The following is a 25,699-nucleotide window of genomic DNA, read 5'->3' on the forward strand; positions in this document are numbered from 1 at the left end:
TGGCCCCGTTGGAGAGAATAATGAAAAAGTATCTATTTGTGGCTTTGGCTGCGCTGGTGTTGACCGGCTGTCTGCAACGCCCGCCGGAACAACCACAACCGCCGGTGACCATTGAACCGGTAACCCCGACGCCTGAAGTGCCTCAGCAGCCGGAGCCGCCAGTCTCCGAGCCGGTGCCGCAGCCGCCGAAAATCCAGAGCTTCAATTGGCTGGGCAGCGTACAACCGCTGGTCAGCCAGATGCTGCAAGCCGATGGCGTGACGCCGGGCAGCGTGCTGCTGCTGGATAGCGTAAAAAACAACACCAACGGTTCGCTGCAAACCGGCAAAGCGACCGCGGCGCTGCATAAGGCGTTGGCCTCGAATCAGACCTTCCGCGTGGTGCCGGAAACCCAACTGGCCAGCGCCAAGCAAACGCTCGGCCTGTCGGCGGACGACAGCCTGGGCTCGCGCAGCAAGGCCATCGGTCTGGCTCGTATCGTCGGCGCGCAGTATGTCTTGTACAGCGACGTCAGCGGTGACGTAAAATCACCGCAAATGGACATGCAGCTGATGTTGGCGCAAAGCGGTGAAATTGTCTGGTCAGGCAATGGCGACGTCAAACGCTAACGCCGAACTGCGAACACTGTTGCAAACCAGGCTGCCGGCGGTGAAAACCGCCGGTTGTCGTTTTAGCCCGGTACAGGGGCTGACGGGGGAAAGCTGGCGCATCGAGGGTGAGGGCATCTGTCTGCTGGCGCGTCAGCAAACGCCAGACAAGTCGGTGCTGGGCGTCAGCCGTCAGCGAGAGGCGCGGCTATTGCGTCGCAGCGCGGTTACGCTTGGTCCGACGGTGGTTGCCCAGAATGCGCGCTGGATTATCGTCGAGTGGCTTGAAGGTGACGTTGTCACTGAGGCGGTATTCGACCAGCTGCGGCAAAACGGCGGGCTGGCACGTTTGACGGCGGGTCTGCATCAACGGCCGCTCAGCGGCTATCGGCTGGACCTGCCGCGTCGGTACCAGCATTATTGGCAACATCTCGACCGGCGGCGCATAACCCCGGCCTGGCTGCGATTACAGCAACGTTTTCTGCATGCGGCTGCGCCGCAGCCGCTCAAGCTGGCACCGTTGCATATGGATATCCACCCAGACAACATGATTGCCCAGCCGCAGCGCGTGCGCTTGATTGACTGGGAGTACGCCGCCGACGGTGACGTCGCGCTTGAACTGGCGGCGATGTTTAGATTCAACGCCTGGTCCGGCGAGCAGTGCCAGCAGTTTATTGAACAGTATGTGCAGTATGGTTACCACGATGCGCGCCGGCTGACATCGCAGATATCACACTGGTTGCCGTGGGTGGATTATCTGATGCTGATGTGGTTCGAAGTCCGCTGGCAACAAAGCGGCGAGAGTGAGTTTTTGCGCTGGGCCGCAGCGTTGCGCCAGCGCTTTTGTTTATCATTACCCCGTTCCGAATGAATCAATGAAGTGAGGTGGCCGTGGGCCCAGTAATGTTAGATGTCGCCAGCTATGAGCTGGATGCCGAAGAGCGTGAAATTTTGCAGCACCCGCTGGTCGGCGGGTTGATCCTGTTTACCCGCAATTTCCATGATGTGGCACAGTTAGGCGAACTGGTGCGGCAAATTCGCGCCGCCTCGCATCACCGGCTGGTGGTGGCGGTCGATCAGGAAGGCGGGCGGGTTCAGCGTTTCCATCAGGGGTTTACCCGCCTGCCGGGGGCGCAGTCGTTTGCTGCGCTGCATGAGGCGCATGAAGCCGGTCGCCTGGCGCAGGAGGCCGGCTGGCTGATGGCGGCAGAAATGATTGCACAGGATATCGACATCAGCTTTGCGCCGGTGCTGGATATCGGCCATGCCAGCGCGGCGATTGGCGAACGTTCATTCCACAGCGAACCGGCACAGGCATTGGCGATGGCGGAACGCTTTATCCAGGGGATGCACGGCGCCGGAATGAAAACCACCGGCAAGCACTTCCCGGGACACGGGGCGGTCAGCGCCGATTCGCACAAGGAAACCCCGCGTGACCCACGACCGCTGGCGCAGATCCGCGAGCATGATATGTGGATCTTCCGCGAGCTGATCAACCGCCAACTGCTGGACGCGGTGATGCCGGCACACGTCATCTATACTGAAGCAGATTCACGTCCGGCCAGCGGTTCACCGTACTGGCTCAAGCAGATCCTGCGTGAAGAGCTGGGCTTTGACGGTATCATTTTCTCCGACGATCTATCGATGGAAGGCGCGGCGATCATGGGCAGCTATGCCGAACGAGGACAGGCCGCGTTGGATGCCGGCTGTGACATGATCCTGGTGTGCAACAACCGGGCCGGTGCCGTCAGCGTGCTGGATAACCTGTCCCCGGTCAAAACAGAGAAATTGCAGCGGTTGTATCATCAAGGCCGGTTTACCCGCCAGGAACTGCGTGATTCCGCACGCTGGAAGCTGGCGCATCAGCAGTTGACTGCGCTCAGCGAACGTTGGGAAGAGCACAAACAGCGCGGCGTGGTGAAGCCGTAGCGCGTCGTATTGCGGCGTTAAATGATGAGGGTTGCGCTGCGGCCCTCGGCTTGTTGCGAGGATCCTTATGATTATCTATTTGCACGGTTTTGATTCCACCAGTCCCGGCAATCATGAAAAAGTGCTGCAGTTGCAGTTTATCGATCCGGACGTGCGTTTTATCAGTTACAGCACCTTGCATCCGCGCCATGACATGCAGCATCTGTTGAAAGAGGTGGACAAGGCATTACAGCAGTCTGGTGGACAGCAGGCGCTGATTTGCGGCGTTGGCCTGGGGGGCTTCTGGGCCGAGCGTATCGGTTTCCTGTGCGGTATCCGCCAAGTGGCGATCAACCCGAACCTGTTCCCGGAAGAGCACATGCACGGCAAGATCGATCGTCCGGAAGAATATCGCGATATCGCCACCAAGTGCGTCGAGGATTTTCGCGAAAAAAACCGCGATCGCTGTCTGGTATTGTTGTCGCGACAGGACGACGTGTTGGACAACCAGCGCAGCGCGTCACTGTTGCATAAATATTATGAAATCGTCTGGGATGAACGGCAGACGCATAAATTCAAAGATATCTCACCGCATCTGCAACGTATCAAGGCGTTCAAGACGTTGGCGTAACAGTTTTATAACCTGTCAGATGGCCGCCATTATTGTCATGATGTCGATAATTGGCGGTTGTTGTTGCTATAAAAGCAAATAAATTGACAGCCGCATGCTAAAGACAAAAATGTGATCTGGTGCTAACTATTTGAATCACAATCGTCAAAATCCCCGCACGTCCAGCCTTTAACCAAAAGAAATTGACCTATATCAATTTTGGTATGACCAAATAACCTCCCATGCTATTCTGAGCTCAGACAGCAGGTTTATTTTAAGCGAACCCTATGTATTCTAAGGATATTATTTCTTTACCCTTAGGTAACAATTGGTTCACATTTAGAGGGTTATTTTGACAATGCCAATCAAGAAAATCGTCATTGTGGGTGGCGGCGCCGGCGGCCTGGAACTGGCTACCAGCCTGGGCCACAAACTTGGTCGCAAGAACAAGGCCGAGATCACGCTGGTAGACCGCAACCACAGCCACCTGTGGAAGCCGCTGCTGCATGAAGTGGCAACCGGCTCTCTGGATGACGGTGTGGATGCGCTGAGCTACCTGGCGCATGCCCGCAATCATCACTTCAGCTTCCAGCTCGGTTCGCTGACCAACATCGATCGTGACGCAAAAACGCTGCAGCTGGCGCAGATCTGCGATGAGCAGGGTGAAGAATTGGTGCCGGCTCGCGAACTGACCTATGACATTCTGGTCATGGCGTTGGGCAGCACCTCGAACGACTTCGGTACGCCAGGGGTGAAAGATCACTGCATCTTCCTGGATAACCCGCATCAGGCACGACGTTTCCATAATGAAATGCTGAACCTGTTCCTCAAGTTCTCGGCGCAGCCGGGCGACAAAGAGCGGGTGAACATCGCCATCGTTGGCGGTGGTGCCACCGGGGTTGAACTGTCTGCCGAACTGCATAACGCGGTGAAGCAACTGCACAGCTACGGTTTTGAAGGGTTGGACAACAGCGCGCTGAACGTAACGCTGGTTGAGGCGGGTGAGCGCATCTTGCCGGCGTTACCGCCGCGTATATCCGCTGCGGCGCATCAGGAACTGAATAAACTGGGCGTGCGAGTGTTGACCAACACCATGGTGACCAGCGCCGATGAACATGGCCTGAACACCAAAGGCGGCGAATTCATCGACGCCGATCTGATGGTCTGGGCGGCAGGCATCAAGGCACCGGACTTTATGAAGGACATCGGTGGCCTGGAAACCAACCGTATCAACCAGCTGATGGTTGAGCCGACGCTGCAAACCACCCGCGACCCGAACATATTCGCCATCGGCGACTGTGCATCCTGCCCGAAAGAAGGCGGTGGTTTTGTGCCACCGCGCGCGCAATCGGCGCACCAGATGGCCTCACGCTGCTTCAGCAACATTCTGGCGCTGATCAACGGCCAAACGCTGAAGCCGTATGTGTATAAAGACCACGGCTCGCTGGTATCGCTTTCGCGTTTCAGCACCGTCGGCAGCCTGATGGGCAACCTGATGCGCGGCTCGATGATGGTGGAAGGGCGGATTGCCCGCGTGGTTTATATCTCGCTGTACCGTATGCACCAGGTGGCATTGCACGGTTACGTCAAAACCGGTCTGATGATGCTGGTGGGCGGTATTAACCGCGTGATTCGCCCGCGTTTGAAGATGCACTAAGCGTTTTCATGCCAGTCAAAAACCACGCCGCGATGGCGTGGTTTTTTTTTAACTACGCCGTCAGATTGGGACGACGACAAGCGGATTGGCAGGATAAAATGTTATTATTTTCGTGCGGATAGTTAAGATTCTTCCTAAACAACGCCGGATTGCATGATTTCCCGCATCTTTGGTCACATCGTCTTATTGCAGCAACAACAATCCTTGTGCAGACTTTATGGTGTTTACAGACGGCGCAGCGCGCACGCCGTAAACCGGGAGATCGCGTGCCGCCGATGCGCAAAATAATAAGCGCGGTGCAACGTTGGTAGAATTCCCCGGTGCAAAATGCGTGGTAACACTTTCAGGAGGATTTCCTGTGAACAAGTCAATGTTAGCGGGTGTAGGAATTGGCGTAGCAGCGGCGCTGGGCATTGCTGCCGTCGCCGGTGGTATGAACGTTTTCTCTTCCGCCCCACAGTACGCACAGGTGCTCAATGCAACACCGATCAAGGAAACCATCAAGACGCCGCGCCGTGAATGCCGCAACGTCACGGTGACACACCGTGCGCCGGTGCAGGATGAAAACCGCATTGCCGGTTCGGTGTTGGGGGCGGTTGCCGGTGGGGTGATTGGTCATCAGTTCGGCGGCGGACGCGGCCGTGACGTTGCCACCGTGGTCGGTGCGCTGGGCGGCGGCTATGCCGGTAACCAGATCCAGGGCTCGATGCAGAACAATGACACCACCACCAGCACACAGCAGCGCTGTAAAACGGTGTATGACAAATCACAGAAAACGCTGGGTTACGATGTGACCTACAAGATCGGTGACCAGCAGGGCAAGATCCGTATGGATCACGATCCGGGTACGCAAATCCCATTGGATAAAAGTGGCCAGCTGGTGTTGAACAAGCCAACCACGACCCAGGCGTAACGACAAGAATTAAACCCGCGGCCAGTGTTAGTTCTGATCGCTCAATACGTTGAGCGAGTGGCATTAACATTGACGCGGGTTTCTATTTGCCCACCATTTTGCTCGCCGCACGGCTGCGCCATTGAGCGAGTCGTGATGATTGAGCCGCACCGTTAAAAAGCTGCGTCCTGCCGATAGTCTCGGCAGAACGACGCTCAACGTGCGCTATCATGCCGCTAGCGTATGCTCGCGGAACGCCGTCAGTAACTCGTCGATAAACGTCAACCGCTTGCTGCGATCGCTCAGGTCGAGCATAAACTTCAGCTTGGCGGGACCATCCAGACGGTAAACCTGCGGTTTGCTTTGCAACAGGCCAATCAGATAGCCGGGGTCGACGCGATTTTTGTCGCCAAACTCGATAAATCCACCGCGCTCGTTACCTTCGATGCGCTTGATACCCAGGGTTTGTGCACGCTGGCGCAACGCCGCGCTGTGCAACAGATTGCGCGCCGCGTCCGGCAACTTGCCGAAACGGTCGATCAGCTCGACTTTCAGCTCTTCCAGCTCCCCTTCGTTTTTCGCACTGGCAACACGCTTATAGAATGACAGGCGAGTATTTACGTCAGGAATGAAATCATCCGGCAACAACGCTGGCATGCGCAGTTCCACTTCGGTCTGGCTGCTGGTCAAATCTTCCAGTGACGGTTCGCGGCCGTGTTTTAGCGCGTCCACCGCGCTTTCCAGCAGTTCCATATACAACGAGAAGCCGATAGTGGTCATCTGGCCACTCTGGTCTTCGCCCAGCAGCTCGCCGGCACCGCGAATTTCCAGATCGTGGGTCGCCAGCGCAAAGCCGGCACCGAGATCCTCCAAGGTGGCGATCGCTTCCAGTCGTTTGTGTGCGTCAGCGCTCATCGCCTTCGGATTCGGTGTCAGCAGGTAGGCGTAGGCCTGGTGATGCGAGCGGCCAACGCGGCCACGAAGCTGATGCAATTGCGCCAGCCCGAAACGGTCGGCACGCTCGATGATGATGGTATTGGCGCTGGGAATATCGATACCGGTTTCAATAATGGTAGTACAGACCAGCACGTTGAAACGCTGGTGGTGGAAATCGTTCATCACCCGTTCCAGATCGCGTTCGCGCATCTGACCATGGCCAATGGCAATACGCGCTTCCGGCACCAGCTCTGCCAGTCGTTGCGCGGCCTTGTCAATGTTCTCTACGTCGTTGTACAGATAATAAACCTGTCCGCCACGCAGCACTTCACGCAAAATCGCCTCGCGTACCACCAGGCTATCGTATTCGCGCACGAAGGTTTTCACCGCCAGACGGCGCGCCGGCGGCGTTGCGATGATCGACAGATCGCGCATGCCGCTCATCGCCATGTTCAGGGTGCGTGGGATTGGCGTGGCGGTCAGCGTCAGGATATCGACGTCGGCACGCATGGCCTTGATGCGCTCTTTATGGCGCACGCCAAAGCGGTGTTCTTCGTCAACGATCAACAGACCGAGATCTTTCCAGCGCAAATCGCTCTGCAACAGTTTATGAGTGCCGATGACGATATCGACCTTACCGTCTGCGGCATCGTCCAGCACCTGCTGCTGCTCTTTGGCGCTGCGGAAACGCGACATCATTTCAATGCGGACTGGCCAGGTGGCGAAGCGATCGCGGAAGTTATCGAAGTGCTGCTGCGCCAGCAGCGTGGTTGGCACCAATACCGCCACCTGTTTGCCGTTTTCTACCGCCAGGAAGGCGGCGCGCATCGCCACTTCGGTCTTGCCGAAACCCACGTCGCCACACACCAGACGGTCCATGGCCAGCGGCTGGCACATGTCGCTCAATACGGCATTGATCGCCTGCTCCTGGTCCGGGGTGGTTTCGAACGGGAAGGTTTGGCAGAACAGCTGATACTGTTCGCGGTCATGCTTGAAGGCATAGCCGCTCTTCGCCGCACGCTGGGCATAAATATCCAGCAGCTCGGCGGCCACGTCGCGCACTTTTTCCGCCGCTTTCTGTCGTGCACGGGTCCAGGCATCGCCCCCCAGTTTATGCAGTGGCGCGCTTTCATCGGCACCGCCGGCATAGCGACTGATCAGATGTAGCGATGATACCGGCACGTACAGCTTGTCGTCGCCGGCGTAGGAGAGAATAAGGTATTCGGCCTTGATGCCGCCGGCTTCCAGCGTTGTCAGGCCGACGTAGCGCCCGACGCCGTGTTCCAGATGCACCACCGGCTGCCCTGGGTGCAGTTCTGCCAGGTTACGGATCAGCGTATCGGTATTGATGGTGCGGCGATTGTCCTGACGACGTCGGTTGACGCGTTCGCCGAGCAAATCGCTCTCACAGATCAGCGCCCGCTGGCGCAGGCCATCAAGGAACCCGCGTTCGGACGCGCCGACCATCATATAGCGGCCTGCCGGTTCAGCCTGTTCGAGCCGCTGTATCAGGCTGGCGTTGAGCTTGATGCGGCCGAGCAGGTCTTGCAGCGTTTCGCGCCGACCCTCGCTTTCCACCGAAAAAATCACGCTGCCGTCGAAGCCTTCGATAAAGCGCCGCAGATTGTCCAGCGGCGCCTTTTGCTGCGCTTGAATCGCCAGATCCGGCAACGTCTGATAGCCCAGATTGGTATTGCCGGCTTTTTTGGGCAACGCTTCGGTTTTCAGCGCGATGCGCGGCCAGGCCTTCAGTTCGGCAAACAGGCTGTCGACCCGCAGCCACAGGTTTTCCGGCGCCACCAGCGGGCGCATTGGGTCAACGCGCCGGCTGTCATAACGCTGATTGACGTCCTGCCAGAAACGCTCGGCGGCGCTTTCCAGATTGCCGGTGTTGACGATCAGGGTGTTGTCCGGCAGGTAACTGAACAACGACGGCAGTGGCTGGCTGAAGAACAGCGGCTGCCAATATTCGATGCCGGCCGGCCAGGTGCCTTTGCTGACCTGCTGGTAGATGTGTTCGGCGTCGCGGCGCACCTCGAACTGTTCGCGCCATTGGCTGCGGAACAGTTCGATGGCGTTTTTGTCGGTGGGGAATTCGTGAGCCGGCAGCAGATTGATCGCCTCAACCTCGCTCAGCGTGCGTTGGCTGTCAACGTCGAAGATGCGCAGGCTGTCGATTTCGTCATCGAAGAAATCAATGCGGTAAGGTTCTTCGCTGCCCATCGGGTATAAATCCAGCAGAGCGCCGCGCGTGGCGAATTCCCCGTGTTCCATTACCTGATCGACGCTGCGATAGCCGGCCTGTTCCAACTGCGCGCGTAATTTGTCGCGCGACAGGCGCTGGCCTTTTTGCATCACCAGCGCATGGCCGTGCAGAAACTCATGCGGACAGACGCGCTGCATCAGCGTATTTACCGGGAGAATGATCACGCCGCGCGCCATGGTAGGCAGATGATACAGGCTGGACAGGCGCGCCGAGATAATTTCCTGATGCGGCGAGAAGCTGTCGTACGGCAGCGTTTCCCAATCCGACAGCGTACTGACCATCTGGTCGGTGAACTGCTGAATTTCGTCGCGCAGACGCAGGGCATTTTGCATATCCGGCGCGATCAGCATTACCGGACCATTATGGCGCTCGATAATTTCCGCACATTCGACCGCACAGGCCGAGCCGGTCAACTGCCCCAGTTGGCGCAGATCGCCCGCACGCTCGGGCAGGGTGTAACGGGAAGAGTCGGACGCGGAACGGCTACGATTATCAGAATTGCTCATTCAGGTATCTTTGATCTTAAATTGAAAGTGGTCAGGCGTGGTCACAGGTGCCTTTCTTTGCTCTTATACTAGCCCAGCGGGTGGCAAACTGACATAGGCAAAAGGCGCGATGGCGGTTAAATGCTCAGCCTGAGCGCGCGCGCGGCGAATAAAACGCGCCGGGTGGTTCCCTAATCAGGGTAGAGCCTTTATTATCCATGGTTACTTTGCTTAAGCTAAGGCAACAAAACGGATTTCATGTATCAACCTGTCGCGTTATTCATTGGCCTGCGCTACATGCGCGGGCGGGCTTCAGACCGCTTCGGTCGGTTTGTTTCCTGGCTTTCCACCATCGGCATTACGCTGGGTGTGATGGCGCTGGTCACCGTATTGTCGGTGATGAACGGCTTTGAAAAGGATCTGGAAAACAACATTCTGGGTCTGATGCCGCAGGCGCTGATCACCAGTCCGCAAGGGTCGATCAATCCTCAACAACTCCCGGCTAGCGCGGTTCAGGGGCTGCAAGGCGTTAACCGCGTCGCGCCGCTCACCACCGGCGACGTGGTGCTGCAAAGCGCGCGCAGCGTCGCGGTCGGCGTGATGCTTGGCGTCAATCCCGACGAAGCCGATCCGCTGACGCCGTTTCTGGTCAACGTGAAGCAACGGCAGCTACAGCCGGGGGCATACAACATTATTCTCGGCGAGGTAATGGCGGGGAAACTGGGCGTCAAGCGCGGCGATAAACTGCGCCTGATGGTGCCGAGTGCCAGCCAGTTTACGCCAATGGGGCGTATCCCGAGCCAGCGCGTGTTCACCATTGTCGGCACCTTCCATGCCAACAGCGACGTCGATGAATATCAACTGCTGGTCAATCAGCAGGATGCCTCACGACTGATGCGTTACCCGGCGGGCAATATCACCGGCTGGCGACTGTTCCTGCAACAGCCGCTGGCGGTGGACACCCTCAGTCAGCAAACGCTGCCGCAGGGCAGCACGTGGAAAGACTGGCGCGAGCGCAAGGGCGAGCTGTTCCAGGCGGTGCGCATGGAGAAAAACATGATGGGGCTGTTGCTGAGCCTGATCGTGGCGGTGGCGGCGTTCAATATCATTACTTCCCTCGGCCTGCTGGTAATGGAAAAGCAGGGCGAAGTGGCGATATTGCAAACTCAGGGGCTGACCCGTCGGCAGATCATGGCGGTATTTATGACCCAGGGCGCCAGCGCCGGCATTATCGGTTCGCTGCTCGGCACCTTGCTTGGCGTGTTGCTGGCGCTCAATCTGAACAACCTGATGCCGGTGCTTGGCGCCTTGATTGACGGCGCGTCGCTGCCGGTGGCGGTCGATCCGCTGCAGGTGACGATGATTGCCATTGCGGCAATGGCCGTTTCGCTGTTGTCCACGCTTTATCCTTCATGGCGCGCTGCCGCCGTACAACCCGCTGAGGCTTTACGTTATGAGTAACCATCTTTTGTTGCAGTGTGACAACCTGTGCAAGACCTATCAGGAAGGCAATCTGCATACCGACGTGCTGCGCAATGTCAGTTTTGCCATGCAGCCGGGCGAAATGATGGCGATTGTCGGCAGTTCGGGGTCCGGTAAAAGTACTTTGCTGCATCTGTTGGGCGGTCTGGATTCGCCGACCACCGGCAGCGTGGTGTTCAAAGGGCAGGCGATGAATGGCATGAGCTCTGCCGCCAAGGCCGAACTGCGTAACCGCGAGCTGGGTTTTATCTATCAGTTTCACCATTTGCTGCCGGATTTCACCGCGCTGGAAAACGCCGCGATGCCATTGCTGATCGGCGGTATGAAACCGGCGCAGGCGCAGGAAAAAGCGCTGGAGATGCTGACAGCGGTCGGGCTGGAAAAACGCAGCAAACACCGCCCGTCAGAGCTGTCCGGCGGAGAGCGCCAACGGGTGGCGATTGCCCGAGCGCTGGTCAACAACCCGTCGCTGGTGCTGGCGGACGAGCCTACCGGCAACCTGGATCAGCGCACTGCCGACAGCATTTTTGATCTGCTTGGCGAATTGAACGTACGACAGGGCACGGCGTTCCTGGTCGTGACGCACGATCTGCAATTGGCAAAGCGTCTGAATCGTCAATTAGAGATGCGTGACGGACATTTACAGGCGCAATTGACGTTGCTGGGGGCCGAGTAATGAGCGCTTCGCCTCTGTCATTACTGATGGCGCTACGCTTTAGCCGCGGCCGGCGGCGCGGCGGCATGGTTTCATTGATTTCGGTGATTTCCACCATTGGTATTGCGCTCGGCGTGGCGGTATTGATTGTCGGCCTCAGCGCGATGAACGGCTTTGAACGCGAACTGCAAAACCGCGTGCTGGCTGTTGTGCCACACGGTGAAATCGAACCGGTCAATCAGCCGTTCAACGGCTGGCCGCAAATTTTGCAACGGGTCGAAAAAGTACCGGGCATTCTGGCGGCGGCGCCGTATATCAACTTTACCGGCCTGATGGAAAATGGTGCCCAACTGCGCGCGGTACAGCTGAAAGGCGTGGATCCGCAGCAGGAAAACCAACTCAGCGCATTGCCGAAATACGTTCAGGGCGACGCCTGGGCCAACTTCCACAGCGGCGAGCAGCAAGTGATCCTGGGTAAAGGCGTTGCCGATGCGTTGGGGGTAAAACAGGGTTCGTTTGTGACGGTGATGATCCCCAACAGCGACCCGCAAATGAAACTGCTGCAGCCGAAACGTATTCGTCTGCACGTTAGCGGCATTTTACAGCTCAGCGGTCAGCTGGATCACAGTCTGGCGATGGTGCCGTTGGCCGATGCTCAGCAATATCTCGATATGGGTGACAGTGTCACTGGTATCGCCATCAAGGTCAACGACGTGTTTGCCGCCAATAAGCTGGTGCGTGACGCCGGCGAGGTGACCAATTCCTACGTGTATATCAAAAGCTGGATTGGCAAGTACGGCTATATGTACCGCGATATCCAGATGATTCGCGCCATTATGTACCTGGCAATGGTGTTGGTGATCGGCGTGGCCTGCTTCAATATCGTCTCCACGCTGGTGATGGCGGTGAAGGATAAAAGTGGCGACATTGCGGTGCTGCGCACGCTGGGAGCCAAAGACGGCTTCATTCGCGCCATTTTCGTCTGGTATGGGCTGCTGGCCGGGCTGGTGGGCAGCGTCAGCGGTGTGGTAGTGGGGGTCTTCGCCTCATACCAGCTGACCAATATCATCAAGGGGATAGAAAAGCTGATCGGTCATTCTTTCCTGTCCGGCGACATCTATTTCATCGATTTCCTGCCATCGGAGCTGCACTGGCTGGATGTGCTGATCGTTTTGGCGACCGCCATCGTACTCAGCCTGCTCGCCAGCTGGTATCCGGCACGCCGTGCCAGTCGTATCGATCCGGCACGGGTACTTAGCGGGCAATGATTGATAAAAATTGGGGCGCAGCGATGCAGCCCCATTTTTTTAGCATGAGGTAGGTAAATGTATTACGGTTTCGACATGGGCGGCACCAAGATTGAACTGGGCGTGTTCGACGATAAACTGCAACGCATTTGGCAAAAAAGGGTAACCACGCCGCGCGATGATTATCGGCAACTGCTGACTACGCTGCGCGATTTGACCCTGGAAGCCGATGCGTTTTGCGGCGGTCAGGGAACGGTGGGCATTGGTATTCCGGGTTTGCCTAACGCCGACGACGGTACGCTGTTTACCGCCAATGTGCCAGCGGCGATGGGTAAACCGCTGCCGCAGGATTTGGCGGCCTTGATTGGCCGTGAGGTACGGATCGACAACGACGCCAACTGCTTTGCCTTGTCCGAGGCGTGGGACGATGAGTTCCGTCGTTATCCGGTGGTGCTGGGGCTGATCCTGGGCACTGGGGTTGGCGGCGGCTTAATCGTTGATGGTAAGGTGGTCTCGGGGCGCAATTACATCGCCGGCGAGTTTGGGCATTTTCGCCTGCCGGTGGACGCGCTCGAGGTGTTGGGGCGTGATATACCTCGCGTTGCCTGTGGCTGCGGCCATCATGGTTGCATCGAGAATTACATATCGGGTCGCGGATTCGAGTGGATGTATGCCCACTTTTATCAACGGCAGTTGCCGGCTACGCAGATCATTGCGCATTATCAGGCAGGCGAGCCGCAGGCTGTGGAGCATGTTGCGCGTTTCCTGGACGTATTGGCGATTTGCCTGGGTAATTTACTGACCATTATCGATCCGCATTTATTGGTGATTGGCGGTGGATTGTCGAATTTCGACGCGATCTATCAGGCGTTGCCACAACGCCTGCCGAAAAGCCTGCTGCGGGTGGCCAGGTTGCCACGCATCGAAAAGGCGCGCTACGGCGATGCCGGCGGCGTTCGTGGGGCTGCGTTCCTCAATGTGGTGGATGTTATTAGATAAGGAGAGGGTATGCACACGCGTCATCGATTATGCCAGTTTCGCAAAAGCAAACATGTGTTGCATCAACGCTTCCGTTCGCGGATTTTTCACCGCGATACCATGGCGGCGGCAGAATTGAAGAAACCATTTGTGGTGGTGCTGACCGGTGCCGGCATCTCTGCCGAGTCCGGTATCCGCACCTTCCGTGCGGCTGATGGGCTGTGGGAAGAACACAAGGTGGAAGACGTCGCAACGCCGGAAGGTTATCAGCGCGATCCGGCGTTGGTGCAGGCGTTTTACAATCAGCGTCGCCGTCAGCTGCAACAAGAGGACATTGTGCCCAACGCGGCGCACCGCGCCCTGGCCAGTCTGGAGGAGTGGCTGGGCGATAACTTCCTGCTGGTGACGCAGAACATCGACAACCTGCATGAACGGGCTGGCAGCCAGCGGGTGCTGCATATGCACGGAGAGCTGCTGAAGGTGCGCTGCACCAGTTCTGGTCAGGTATTTGCCTGGCCAGGCGATCTCAGCGTTGACGACCGCTGCCATTGTTGTCAGTTCCCAGCGCCGTTGCGGCCACATGTGGTGTGGTTTGGCGAGATGCCGCTGGGCATGGATGAAATCTATCAGGCGCTGGCCAAGGCAGATTTCTTCGTCGCCATCGGCACCTCCGGCCACGTTTATCCGGCGGCAGGCTTCGTGCACGAAGCGCGTCTGAGCGGGGCGCATACCATGGAGCTTAATCTTGAACCGAGCCAGGTGGAAAGCCAGTTTGATGAAAAACATTACGGCCCAGCTAGTGAAGTGGTGCCGCGGTTTGTGCATAAATTCCTGGTAGGAAAAGTCGAACGTGCCGATCGGCCTTGATAGGGTCTGACGTTGCGCCCGCCGATCGCAGCGGTGGGCGTCACAAATAATTGCTGTGAAATTCGTGCATGATTGTGAAGTTTTGCTTTACTAAAATGTAGCTCTGTCGCTGGCAGAGCACATTATTGTCATGTCGAGGTTTCATATTCATGAATATACCTAATGATAAGACTCTGCGCTTCAATCCTGCCTCACCGTCGTTCAACCAGCAAATCTATCAAGTTTATCAGCGTATGCGCCAGCATCAGCCGCTATTGCGCATTGGCAGAACCTGGGTGCTGACGCGCTATCAGGACGTCAGTACGGCGCTGCGCAGTCCGCAACTCGGCAGCAGCGGTATTCCACGACATTTAATGGCGCAGTTTGCCCGCTTGCAATCTGAGCTGAGCCCGGAACTGGCGGCGCTGGTACGGGACATCCTGCTGTTTCAGGATGGTGAACACCATCGAACGCATCGCAAACCGCTGATGGCGCTGTTCGGCCGTGAACCGCTGGCGACGCTGAAGCAGCTGGCGGCCAGGGAAATCAATCACCTGATTAACGAGCTGCAGGCCGCAGAGCAGGCCGATTTGATCGGTCAGTTGGCCAGGCCATTATGGCCGCGGGTATTTGCGGGCTGGTTGAACCTGTCAGCGCAACAGCAGCAGGTGGTTGAGCAACAAAAGGAAAGCATTCGACTGTTGCTTGACCCCAGCGCTATAGATGCCGCCGGGTTGCAGAAATTGATGGCGGCGTTACGGCAATTGGACTTGCTGTTTAGCCAATGTTATCAGCAGTGCCGACAGGGGCATCCCTCGTTATTTTTTAATGCATTATCAGCAGGCTATGCGGAGCATCGGGCATTAATGCAGCGTTATTTCAGCACCGACTGTGTAACGGTACTGATTGGCGGCAGTGAAACGACCGAAGCGTTGATCGGCAATCTGATGCTGGCCGTGCTGCAAAACCCGGGCGTAACCCAGCAACTGCGACAGCATCCGTCGTTGATTCGTCTGGCGGTACAGGAGACGCTGCGTTATGAATCACCGTTGCAAATGGCGCGCCGCACGGTGATGCAACCTTGGCAGATACATGGTCGCACCCTGCGTGAGCAGGATAACGTGTTACTTTGTCTGGGGGCGGCCAATCGCGACGAAACGCAGTTCCAGACGGCACATCAGTTTGAACTGCATCGTTCGAACAGCCAGCGGCATTTAGGCTTTGGCTTTGGTGCCCATCTGTGCGCCGGGCAGCTGTTGGCGCAGTTTCAGGCTGAAACGGTGTGTGGAAGCCTGCTTGAGCGTTTTCCACGCTTACGGCTGCTCGGCAGCGCCGACTGGCAAAGTGAAAGTCTGATCCTGCGATCGTTGCGGGCGTTGCCGCTGGCGCTGCAATAACTCGGTGGTGTTGTGCGATGGTTATGGCCGGCATCGCTTGGCTGATGCCGGCCAGACGATCAACGACCGGCTTTCAGCTTCTGGAAGTAGGTTTCATACAACGTGCTGGCGTCGCCAACGTCATTTTGCCATTCGCCGTTTTTGATCACCGCCTCGTCAGGGTACAGTGACTTGTCATTGGCGATCTCCTTGGGCAGCAGTTTTTTCGCCGCCAGGTTTGGGGTGGGGTAGCCGATGGTTTTGGCCACCTGTACCGCGATTTCTGGCCGTAGCAGGAAGTCGATCAGCTTATGCGCACCATCGACGTTCTTGGCATTGGCCGGGATCGCCAGGCTGTCCATCCAGAAAATACCGCCTTCTTTCGGCCATACGATGTCAAGTGGCGTCCCGGCCTGACGCGCCACAAAGGCCGAACCGTTCCATATCATGCCCAGATTGACTTCGCCTTCCATAAACGGATTACCCGGATTGTCCGAATTGAACGCCAGTACGTTCGGCATCAGTTTTTGCAGTTCGTGATATGCCGCTTCGATTTCTTGCGGATTGGTGGTGTTGCCCGAATACCCCAGCTTGCGCAACGCCATCTGGAACACTTCACGCGCATCGTCGGTCAGCAGCAGGCTGCTGGCGTACTGCGGTTTCCACAGATCGGCCCAGGAGGTTACGCTGTGCGGATCGATCTCTTCGCTGTTGACGCCAATGGCGGTGGCGCCCCAGATATAGGGGATCGAATAGTCGTTGTTCGGGTCAAACGATTTGTTCAGCAGATTGGGATCGAGATCGTTGAAGTGGCTCAGCTTGCTTTTGTCGATCTTCTGCAGCATGCCTTCCTTGCTCATCTTGGCGATGAAATAGGTGGACGGCACCACCAGATCGTATGCGCCGTCCTTGTAGGTCTTCAGTTTGGCATACATGCTTTCGTTGGATTCATAGGTGGAGTAAATCACCTTGATACCGGTTTCTTTGGTGAACTGTTCCAGCAGGCCCGGCGGCACATATTCAGTCCAGTTATAGAAGTAGAGGGTTTTACCCTCGTCAGCGGCGGCTGTAGAGCCGATGCTCAGTGCCATCATCCCGGCGGCGAGCAGATGTGACCACTTTTTCATGCAGCGTTTCCTTTGGCAGTTGTCGCATAACACAGTATAGGCTTGCCGATCCTTCAGTACGCTATACCCCAGAGAACGGCCATTATAGGGGGCGCATCCAGTAGGGTAAAGGTGCTTATCCCGTTGGCAAATCAGCGCTTTTTGTATGCCGCGTTGGATAGCCGCACGAGGTAATATAAATCACGGCACTGATGATTATTGGGAGACATAATGAATTTCAAACAGATATTCAGTCAGGCGGAGTTGAGCAAAACGGATCTTATGGTGCTCGAATATATCTATCAATTTCCTGAATTATGTATCGACGATGGTATACGCGCCGTATCGGCACGCTGTTACAGTTCGCCTTCTACCGTGGTGCGTTTGGCAAAGAAGCTCGGTTTTCGCGGCTATCTGGAATTGGTGTACTTTATCAAATTTAATCTGGTGGTGCCGCCAGCCGGGCAGTCTTCGCTGGAAAGTGGCATCGCCAGCAGTGTGCAACAGCAGACGCGTTTTCTCGAACTGCTGGATCACGGCAAGATCCTTATCCATGGCAGCGGTTTTTCTCAGCTGGTTGCACAATATATGTACAATAAATTCATGACCTTGGGTATCGATAGCTATTTATCACTGTGGCCCGACTTTGATATCCTCGATCAAAAGATGCGCTTTCGTTTTGACATGGTGATCGTGATTTCCAAATCTGGCAACAGCGGTTCGGCGTTGAGCTGGGGCGATGCGGTGAAGCGCAATCACATCCAATTGGCGGCTTTTTGCGGTGATGGTGACAGCCCGCTGGCGCAGCGGGCTGATATGACCTTCATCTTTGAAGATCGGCAAAAGTACGATCACGACATCTATTATCCCAACCCGTTTTTTGGCCATTGCCTGCTGGGGTTTGAAAACCTGGTGAAAGCCTGGTTTGAACGGCGTTCAGAATGAACGACCGTCAATCCGCAGGTTAACGCCAGTGGCCAGTATATTGACTATGCGCCTGCAAATACTCGTCCACCAGCGTTGTTGCCAATGAAAAAGAGTTAACCAGCGGATGGACCATCAGGGCTTTGATTGCCAGCATGCGATCCCCGTTCAGGATCGCTGTTACCGCCAGTCGTTCATATTCTTTAACGCGGGCGATCAGGTTTTTTTGTGTATCGGGTATATCGCGCATCTTGATCGGGCGAATCCCCTCGCTGTTGAGCTCGCAACTGATCTCGATGACATCTTCTGGATGCAGAAAATCAAGCGTGTCGTTATTCTGCATCGAGACGACCACCCGTTTGTTCTGGCCGCTGTTGACCGCTTCTAAAATATCAATGGCCACGCCGGCATAGCCGCCGGTATCGGGTTGTTCGATAAACTGCTGCAATGTCAGCATTTCCCGTTCTTTCACCTTCCCCTGACTGGATTCGCGCTGCATGTATGAGTTTTCACGCGCCAGATAATGGGCAAAATAGACTGTGAATGCGTGTTCCAACTGGTTGGGAATATCGATTGCGGACAGGTCCGCCATCATGCGCTGATTGATGGTGGCAATTTGTTCACCACGGGTTTCCCCGGCAGCTAAAATGGCGGTAATCGCCTGCTCGCGATAATAGTAGTAATAGAGGTACTCGTTGAGCAACTGATTATCCGAAAGAGCCACCAACGCCGGCGAAAAATATTTCATGCAGGTGTCGCGATACAGGCGCGGGTCGGACAAGAGTTGCGGCATGACGTCTTTGCCATTCACTTGCACGTTGCGGAACCAGGAAAGGTGGTTGAGGCCATAACAATCGACGCTCAGCGCGTTTTCAGTGCACTCCAGCAGTTCGGCCAGTTCGCGAATAAACTCGCTCGGCGCATCGCAAATGCCATATACCCGCCGGGTGAAGCCGGATTTGATAATCGCCTCGGTCACCATGCCGGAAGGGTTGGTAAAGTTGAACAATACGGCGTCAGGGGCGGAAATTTTTTCGATCAGGCGGCAATAGTCGACAATGGCCGGGATCGAGCGCATCGCCATGGCGAAACCGCCAGCACCGGTGGTTTCCTGTCCCAGAACCTGATGATTGAGAGCGATGCGTTCGTCGTCAATGCGGCCAGCCTCACCGCCTATGCGCAGTGTGGTAATGATGTAATTGGCGTCGCGTAATGCCTCTTGAGCATCGTCGGTAAGACGAAAGCGGATATCGCCGCGAATGCGTTCGAACACCCCCTGGGCGATGGCGCCATAAACAGCCAGCTTTTCACTGTCGTTATCCAGGAATACGACTTCGCTGACGCCAATGCGGTGGGCATTATAAGCAATCGACTTGGCCAGGAACGGTGAACGTACGCCGCCGCCGCCCAATACGGTTAATTTCATGGTTTATCTCCCAATTAAAAATTATGAAAGGGCCAACTGTTTCTCTAGCTGATTTTTTACTTTTCCAACGGTGAGGCCATAAATCACCTGAACTTCACTGCGGTTTCTGACTATTCCTTTGGCACCGGTCAGTTTTAACATTGCCTCGTCGATTAATCGCATATCCTTTATTTCCACTCGCAGACGGGTAAAGCAGTTATCAACGGAAACAATGTTTTCCTTACCACCCAGGGCGTCGATAATCATACCGCTCATTTCACCTGCCTGTTTTTTATCCTCAAAATACTCCTGCTTGGAATACAATTTGACATTGTCGTCATCTTCACGCCCTGGCGTTTTTAAATTCAGCTTCAGCACCAGCGTTTTAAAGACCAGGTAATACACCGCAAACTGCACCAGACCGATGACAATAAATAATGGCCAACGTGTAAGCGATACGGGGAGTGGCAGGTTATACACCAAAAATTCAATCAGACCGCTTGGCCCCCATGGACGAACCTGAAACAGATTGCAGGCCACCTGTGAAAGTGCGGTCAACAGCGCATGGATGACCCATAACAGCGGTGAAACAAACAGGAAAGTGAACTCAATCGGCTCGGTGATGCCAACCAGTATTGATGTGGTGATGGCCGGGATCAAAATAGCTTTCGCCAGCTGTTTCTTTGCCGGCTTTGCCGTGTGATAAAATGCCAGCGCGGCACCGGATAATCCGAAAATGGTGACCATACCCTGCTGTGAAAAGCGCAACGCTTCGTCCATCAACGGGGAGAGGCCCGGTTCGCGCATGTAGGCAAGGAAAATGGCTTGAGAGCCGGCTACGGTATGACCGTCCTGCACGATGGTGCCGCCAATGCTGGTCAGTTGGAAGGGCGACCAGATAAAGTGATGCAGCCCGGTTGGGATCAGGAATTTCTCAAAGAAGCCGTACACAAACACGCCAAGAGACCCGGCCCCCTTCATAAACCCGGTCAGCTCGGTCAGACCGTGCGAGATAGCAGGCCACAGGTAGCTAAAGCCTATCGCCAGCGCGATGATAATGGGAGTCATGGCAATCAGCACCAGTTTGGCACCGCCATAGACTGAAAATACGCCGTTCAGTTCAATATTACACAGGCGGTTATGCACCCAGGCAATAGTCACACCGAGGATCAGGCCGAGGAAAATCCCCATATCAACCACGGTGAAGCCCAACAGTTCGGTTTGTCCGGTACCGTAATATTCACCATTGATCTTTTCTGCCACCCGGCCACTGAGTTCAAGATAAGCATGGTTGGCGCCAAGAAACATAATAAAGCACATAACCGCCACTAGCGCGGCTTCACTTTTTTTATCCTTCGCCAAACCATAAGTAATACCTATGCAAAAAATTAACCCCAAATTACCAAATAGCGGCCAAAAAGTATCCCCAATCAATTTCCCACTTTGTGATAACAGACTACCTTCATTAATCAGATTGGCGTTGGTGAGAATAGAACTTAATGCCAGAATTAAGCCAATTACCGGCAGAAAAAATATTGGCCCCATCATGGCCTTGGAGAAAAGCTGTAGCTTACTTAAGATATTATCGCTAAACCCTTTCATGGCAGTACCCTTATTATTGTAGGACGACGTTGCTGATGACTCTCCGTGCACGGGTGAAATAATAGTGGTTAATCAGGCGAACCCTGCCTGCGATCGGTTATAAAATGATTATGCGCACAGGGCAATGGTTGCGGGGAAATAGGTACCGGTGGTCAATGGCTGACAACCGGTGCCAAATGTGAAGGTGTTCACACTGAAGGGCGGTTTTTACCGGCGGTAATAGGGGGGCGGCGATGCCTGACGTAGTGCTTAGGCAAATCAGCAGCCGGATAGTGAGTAGGTAAGGGCCGTTCCCTGGCCGATGACGCGGTTACGCCGATTTGACGCCGCGATCGCGCAGAATCAGCTGACTGGCGAGTACCAATAACAGCGACAGCATCAGCAGAATAGTGGCCAGCGCATTCACTTCCGGCGACACGCCGACTTTTACCATCGAATAAATCTTCAATGGCAAAATCTCATAGCTCGGCCCGGTCACGAACGATGAAACCACGACGTCATCCATCGACAGGGTGAAGCTCAACAGCCAACCGGCGGCCACCGCCGGCATCGCCAACGGCAAAATGATCTTGCGCAGGATGGTCACTTCGCCGGCACCGAGATCGCGCGCTGCTTCCAGCATTTTGACGTCAAAGCCTTTCAGGCGTGAATAGACCGTCACGACCACGAACGGCAAACAGAAGGTGATGTGCGAGAACAGCAGCGACCAGAAGCCGAGCGAAATCCCCAGTAGCATAAACAGCACCAGCAGCGAAATGGCCATCACGATGTCCGGCGACATCATCACCACAAACAGCATGCCGTTAACGAACGGTTTGCCACGAAAACGGTAGCGATACAGCGCCACGGCGGTCAGTGAACCGATCAGCGTGGCAAAGGTGGCCGACAGCACCGCCATGGTCAGGGAATGGCCGGCCGCCTGCAACAGGCTGTCGTTGTTCAACAGCGTGCTGTACCAGTCGGTGGTAAACCCCTGCCAGTTGATACCGAAGCGCGATGCGTTGAACGAGTTGACGATCAGGATCACAATCGGGATGTACAGATAGGCATAAATGATGGTCATGAAACCACCGCGAAGCAGGCGTCCGATCATTCCAGTTCCACCTTCTTGTTCAACAGCTTGGCAGCACGATAATACACCAGCAGCATCAGGCCCATCACCAGCGTCAGACAGATGCTGGTGGCTGCGCCGAATGGCCAGTCGCGAATATTCAGGAACTGGCTCTTGATGACGTTGCCAATGAGCAGGTTTTTGGCTCCGCCCATCAGATCCGCCACGAAGAACAGCCCCATCGCTGGCAGCAGTACCAGCAGGCAGCCGGCGATGATGCCCGGCATGGTTAACGGAATGATGATGCGAATAAAGGTTTGCAGCTTGCTGGCGCCAAGATCGCGTGCCGCTTCCAGGCAGGATTTATCCAGTTTTTCGATGCTGGAATACAGTGGCATCACCATAAATGGCAGCAGAATGTAGATCAGTCCGAGGATCACCGCTTCAGAGGTATACATAATGCGAAACGGTTTGTCGATCAGCCCCAGCCATAACAGAAAATCGTTTAAATAGCCGCGGGTGCTGAGAAACAGCTTCAGGCCATAAATGCGGATCAGTGAGTTGGTCCAAAAGGGTACGATCAGCAGAAACAGCAGCAGCGGCCGCACCTTTTGTGGCAGGCGCGCCAGGATAAAGGCGAAGGGATAGCCGACTATCAGACAGCACAGGGTGGCGATCGCCGCCATGTTCAGCGAGTGCAACAGCACCTCGGCGTACAGCGGATCGAACAGCCGGGTGTAGTTGTCCAGCGTAAACACCATCTGCACCAGGTTGGCGTCGTCGCGCGTCAGGAAACTGGTCGCGATGATCATCAGGTTCGGCATAAACACGAACAGCAGCAGCCAGGCGACCACGCCGACGATCACCACATTCTGGAACAGCTTACGCGAGGTTTTCATCGGCCAGTACCACCTCCCAGCTTTCAACCCAGGTCACCGCCATTTTCTGGTTCAGTGAATGGTCGACGTCCGGATCGTCCTCGTTAAAGAATTCGCTGACCATCACCATCTTGCCGTTTTCCAGCTCGACGACCGATTCCAGCGTCATGCCCTTGTAGTTTCGTTCACGCACATGGCCAATCAGGCCATCGACCTGTTCAGCACCGTTGATTTCCTCTACCCGCAGGTCTTCCGGCCTCAGCAGCACTTTGAGTTGCTGGCCTGCGCTAACCGGCTGACTGACGTAAATGTCGCATTCGCGTCCTTCCACGTTGGCTCGCACCCGCTGGTGGTCGATGCGTTGCAGCACGGTGGCAGCAAAAATGTTGATCTCGCCGATAAAGCTGGCGACGAACAGGTTACGCGGCTCTTCGTAGATCTCGCGCGGCGTGCCGTCCTGTTCAATGCGGCCGTCACGCATCACCACGATGCGATCTGACATCGTCAGCGCTTCTTCCTGATCGTGAGTGACGAACACGAAGGTAATGCCGAGTTTGCGCTGCAACGCTTTCAGTTCGTTCTGCATCTGCTTGCGCAACTTGTAGTCCAGCGCAGAGAGCGACTCGTCCAGCAACAGCACCTTGGGTTTGTTGACCACCGCGCGGGCGATGGCGACACGCTGTTGCTGACCGCCAGAAAGCTGGCTCGGGCGGCGCTGGGCAAAGGTGTCGAGCTGAACCATGCGCAGCGCTTCCTCCACCCGAGGGGCGATGTCCGCCGCCGGGGTTTTTTGCATGCGCAGGCCGAACGCCACGTTTTCAAATACCGTCATATGCGGGAACAGTGCGTAGCTCTGAAACACGGTATTGACGTGGCGATGCTCGGCGGGAATGTCGGTGATGTCCTGCCCATCGAGCACGATCTGGCCGCTGTCGGCGTCTTCCAGACCGGCAATCAGCCGTAGCACCGTGGTCTTGCCGCAGCCGGACGGGCCAAGAATGGTCAGGAATTCGCCGTGGTTAATGGTGAGTGCGAGATCGGCGATGATTGCCTTGCCGTCGAAACCTTTGCTTAGCGCTTTCAGTTCAACGAGTGGTGTCAGAGAAGATTTCTCAGTCATTTATGGTGTCACTCTATCCCGTGGGGTGATGCAGATAGAACCGCCGCTGGAAAAGACTGCGAGAGCTGCGGGGTTATCCCCTATTAACAATTAAGCTCAAAACCAGCGACGCCGCTTGAAATTTTTAGAGCGCGCATGATAGACGCTGAGCGAGCGAAATGAAAGCCAACGCGCTGATTTTCACCATTATAGCGACACAATGCTGCAATTTTATGCGCTGATTGCCTGTCGATATCGCACCGGCTTGCCGTGGGGGCAGCGTCGCCAAGCCGATTAGCGAGCCGAATCCGCCTCTTGGGGCCGTTTCTTTGACGAGCAAACATCACGGTAATTAATGATTTTAGTTAACGCGGGTTAAACTGACCTGTCTCAATATTCGGCCAGCGGCGGTTGCGCATAATGAAACGCGACATTCTGAGGGTGGAAGCATGGACAAACTACTAGATCGTTTTTTTCACTACGTCACTTTCGACACGCAGTCTAAAGCGAACGTCAAACATGTGCCAAGCACTGACGGCCAATTGAAGCTGGCGCGTGCCTTGCAGCGCGATATGATCGGACTGGGGTTTGAACAGGTATCGCTCAGCGAACAGGGCTGTGTGACCGGCACGCTGCCGGGCAACGTGGCCTGGCCGGTACCGGCCATCGGCTTCATTTCCCATCTGGATACTTCACCGGACTTTAGCGGCAAACACGTTAATCCGCAGATCGTGGAAAACTACCGTGGCGGCGATATTGCCCTTGGCATTGGCGATGAAGTGCTGTCACCGGTGATGTTCCCGGTGCTGCATCAAATGCTGGGGCAGACGCTGATCACCACCGACGGCAAAACGCTGCTCGGCGCCGATGACAAAGCCGGCATTGCAGAAATCATCACCGCCATGGTGCGGCTTAAGCACAGCCAGATCCCGCACGGTGATATTCGCGTCGCCTTCACACCGGACGAAGAAGTGGGCAAGGGGGCGCATTACTTTGACGTAGGGGCATTTGACGCCGAATGGGCGTACACCGTTGACGGTGGCGGTGTGGGCGAACTGGAATGTGAAAACTTCAATGCGGCGTCGGTGACGGTGAAAATTGTCGGCAACAATGTCCATCCTGGCAGCGCCAAAGGCGTGATGGTGAATGCGCTATCGTTGGCGACCCGGTTGCATCAGGCTTTGCCCACTGACGAAATGCCGGAAACCACCGACGGCTATCAGGGTTTTTATCATCTCAGCAGCATCAAGGGGCATGTCGAACGTGCCGAAATGCATTACATACTGCGCGATTTTGAGCGCGAGGGCTTTGAAGCGCGCAAGCGTCGCATGATCGCCATTGTCCAGCAACTGGGCAAGGAACTGCCGCGCGACTGCAGCATCGACCTCACCATTGAGGACAGTTACTACAATATGCGCGAACAGGTGGCCAGCCATCCGCATGTGATCGCGCTGGCGCAGCAGGCGATGCGCGATTGCGGTATTGAACCGGTGATGAAACCTATCCGCGGTGGCACCGACGGTGCGCAGCTTTCCTTTAAAGGCCTACCGTGTCCGAACCTGTTTACCGGCGGCTATAATTTTCACGGCAAGCATGAGTTTATTACCTTGGAAGGCATGGAGCAGGCGGTGGCGGTGATTATGCGCATTGCGGCGCTGACCGCGGAGCGCGCCAAGGGAAAATAAAGCACCCACTTGCCGCATTCTGCT

21 protein-coding genes are annotated in these 25,699 nt (G+C 55.8%); 14 read left to right on the forward strand and 7 right to left on the reverse strand.

Annotated features, from left to right (window positions below; translation table 11 throughout):
• Positions 1-20 precede the first annotated feature (20 nt).
• The 6 genes from lpoB to ACCC84_RS02875 all read left to right on the forward strand — a co-directional run bounded on the left by lpoB (position 21) and on the right by ACCC84_RS02875 (position 5,675).
• Positions 21-608, forward strand: a complete 588-nt coding sequence (gene lpoB / locus ACCC84_RS02850) for a penicillin-binding protein activator LpoB (protein WP_088499664.1) — start codon at positions 21-23, stop codon at positions 606-608.
• Positions 589-1,458 (forward strand): phosphotransferase, encoded by an 870-nt coding sequence (locus ACCC84_RS02855; protein ID WP_004964234.1) that lies wholly within the window; start codon positions 589-591, stop codon positions 1,456-1,458. Before lpoB ends, ACCC84_RS02855 begins: the two co-directional genes overlap by 20 nt.
• A gap of 32 nt (positions 1,459-1,490) precedes the next feature.
• Positions 1,491-2,516 carry a beta-N-acetylhexosaminidase gene (nagZ, locus tag ACCC84_RS02860; RefSeq protein ID WP_371901511.1) on the forward strand — a complete coding sequence of 342 codons (1,026 nt, stop codon included), beginning with the start codon at positions 1,491-1,493 and terminating at the stop codon, positions 2,514-2,516.
• Between the two features lie 67 nt (positions 2,517-2,583).
• Positions 2,584-3,126 carry an alpha/beta hydrolase YcfP gene (ycfP, locus tag ACCC84_RS02865; protein WP_004964230.1) on the forward strand — a complete coding sequence of 181 codons (543 nt, stop codon included), beginning with the start codon at positions 2,584-2,586 and terminating at the stop codon, positions 3,124-3,126.
• 331 nt (positions 3,127-3,457) lie between these two features.
• Entirely contained in the window at positions 3,458-4,762 is a 1,305-nt protein-coding gene (locus ACCC84_RS02870; RefSeq protein ID WP_039992201.1) for an NAD(P)/FAD-dependent oxidoreductase, read from the forward strand.
• Positions 4,763-5,120: 358 nt separating this feature from the next.
• Positions 5,121-5,675, forward strand: a complete 555-nt coding sequence (locus tag ACCC84_RS02875) for a glycine zipper 2TM domain-containing protein (RefSeq protein ID WP_167535636.1) — start codon at positions 5,121-5,123, stop codon at positions 5,673-5,675.
• A 207-nt stretch (positions 5,676-5,882) separates the two neighbouring features.
• Here the strand turns inward: ACCC84_RS02875 and mfd are convergent, their stop codons facing one another.
• A complete protein-coding gene (gene mfd, locus ACCC84_RS02880) occupies positions 5,883-9,362 on the reverse strand; it encodes a transcription-repair coupling factor (RefSeq protein ID WP_371901512.1) in 3,480 nt (1,159 codons plus the stop codon).
• Between the two features lie 237 nt (positions 9,363-9,599).
• On the opposite strand from mfd, the gene lolC reads away from it, so the two are divergent.
• The 6 genes from lolC (at position 9,600) to ACCC84_RS02910 (ending at position 15,946) form a co-directional block, all read left to right on the forward strand.
• Entirely contained in the window at positions 9,600-10,802 is a 1,203-nt protein-coding gene (lolC, locus tag ACCC84_RS02885; protein ID WP_004964217.1) for a lipoprotein-releasing ABC transporter permease subunit LolC, read from the forward strand.
• Positions 10,795-11,499, forward strand: coding sequence for a lipoprotein-releasing ABC transporter ATP-binding protein LolD (lolD, locus tag ACCC84_RS02890; protein WP_004964212.1), 705 nt, complete (start codon positions 10,795-10,797; stop codon positions 11,497-11,499). Before lolC ends, lolD begins: the two co-directional genes overlap by 8 nt.
• Positions 11,499-12,746, forward strand: coding sequence for a lipoprotein-releasing ABC transporter permease subunit LolE (gene lolE, locus ACCC84_RS02895; protein WP_004964210.1), 1,248 nt, complete (start codon positions 11,499-11,501; stop codon positions 12,744-12,746). Before lolD ends, lolE begins: the two co-directional genes overlap by 1 nt.
• A gap of 57 nt (positions 12,747-12,803) precedes the next feature.
• Positions 12,804-13,724, forward strand: a complete 921-nt coding sequence (nagK, locus tag ACCC84_RS02900) for an N-acetylglucosamine kinase (RefSeq protein WP_088499666.1) — start codon at positions 12,804-12,806, stop codon at positions 13,722-13,724.
• 9 nt (positions 13,725-13,733) lie between these two features.
• Entirely contained in the window at positions 13,734-14,570 is an 837-nt protein-coding gene (gene cobB, locus ACCC84_RS02905; RefSeq protein ID WP_039992200.1) for a Sir2 family NAD+-dependent deacetylase, read from the forward strand.
• Between the two features lie 149 nt (positions 14,571-14,719).
• Positions 14,720-15,946, forward strand: a complete 1,227-nt coding sequence (locus tag ACCC84_RS02910) for a cytochrome P450 (protein WP_371901513.1) — start codon at positions 14,720-14,722, stop codon at positions 15,944-15,946.
• A gap of 59 nt (positions 15,947-16,005) precedes the next feature.
• On the opposite strand, the gene potD is transcribed toward ACCC84_RS02910, so the two are convergent.
• Entirely contained in the window at positions 16,006-17,052 is a 1,047-nt protein-coding gene (gene potD, locus ACCC84_RS02915) for a spermidine/putrescine ABC transporter substrate-binding protein PotD (RefSeq protein ID WP_198772687.1), read from the reverse strand.
• Positions 17,053-17,262: 210 nt separating this feature from the next.
• On the opposite strand from potD, the gene ACCC84_RS02920 reads away from it, so the two are divergent.
• The gene (locus ACCC84_RS02920) at positions 17,263-17,976 is read left to right on the forward strand and encodes a MurR/RpiR family transcriptional regulator (RefSeq protein WP_004964198.1); all 714 of its coding nucleotides are present in this window, start codon (positions 17,263-17,265) and stop codon (positions 17,974-17,976) included.
• A gap of 19 nt (positions 17,977-17,995) precedes the next feature.
• On the opposite strand, the gene ACCC84_RS02925 is transcribed toward ACCC84_RS02920, so the two are convergent.
• From ACCC84_RS02925 to potA, 5 genes are all read right to left on the reverse strand, one after another.
• Complete coding sequence (locus tag ACCC84_RS02925; RefSeq protein ID WP_004964197.1) at positions 17,996-19,381, reverse strand: family 4 glycosyl hydrolase; 1,386 nt, start codon at positions 19,379-19,381, stop codon at positions 17,996-17,998.
• Between the two features lie 21 nt (positions 19,382-19,402).
• Positions 19,403-20,962 carry a PTS transporter subunit EIIC gene (locus ACCC84_RS02930; protein ID WP_004964193.1) on the reverse strand — a complete coding sequence of 520 codons (1,560 nt, stop codon included), beginning with the start codon at positions 20,960-20,962 and terminating at the stop codon, positions 19,403-19,405.
• 310 nt (positions 20,963-21,272) lie between these two features.
• Positions 21,273-22,055: a spermidine/putrescine ABC transporter permease PotC gene (gene potC, locus ACCC84_RS02935; RefSeq protein ID WP_004964190.1), complete on the reverse strand. Its 783-nt coding sequence runs from the start codon at positions 22,053-22,055 to the stop codon at positions 21,273-21,275.
• Entirely contained in the window at positions 22,052-22,912 is an 861-nt protein-coding gene (gene potB, locus ACCC84_RS02940) for a spermidine/putrescine ABC transporter permease PotB (RefSeq protein WP_004964187.1), read from the reverse strand. Before potB ends, potC begins: the two co-directional genes overlap by 4 nt.
• On the reverse strand, positions 22,896-24,011 hold the full coding sequence (gene potA / locus ACCC84_RS02945) for a spermidine/putrescine ABC transporter ATP-binding protein PotA (RefSeq protein WP_004964185.1): 1,116 nt from the start codon (positions 24,009-24,011) through the stop codon (positions 22,896-22,898). The genes potB and potA overlap by 17 nt, the downstream gene beginning before the upstream one ends.
• A 428-nt stretch (positions 24,012-24,439) precedes the next feature.
• Here potA and pepT point away from each other — a divergent pair, with 428 nt between their 5' ends.
• On the forward strand, positions 24,440-25,675 hold the full coding sequence (pepT, locus tag ACCC84_RS02950; RefSeq protein WP_198772686.1) for a peptidase T: 1,236 nt from the start codon (positions 24,440-24,442) through the stop codon (positions 25,673-25,675).
• Positions 25,676-25,699: the final 24 nt, after the last annotated feature.

Origin of the sequence: Serratia odorifera (assembly GCF_041448735.1) — a bacterium.
Taxonomy (GTDB): domain Bacteria; phylum Pseudomonadota; class Gammaproteobacteria; order Enterobacterales; family Enterobacteriaceae; genus Serratia_F; species Serratia_F odorifera.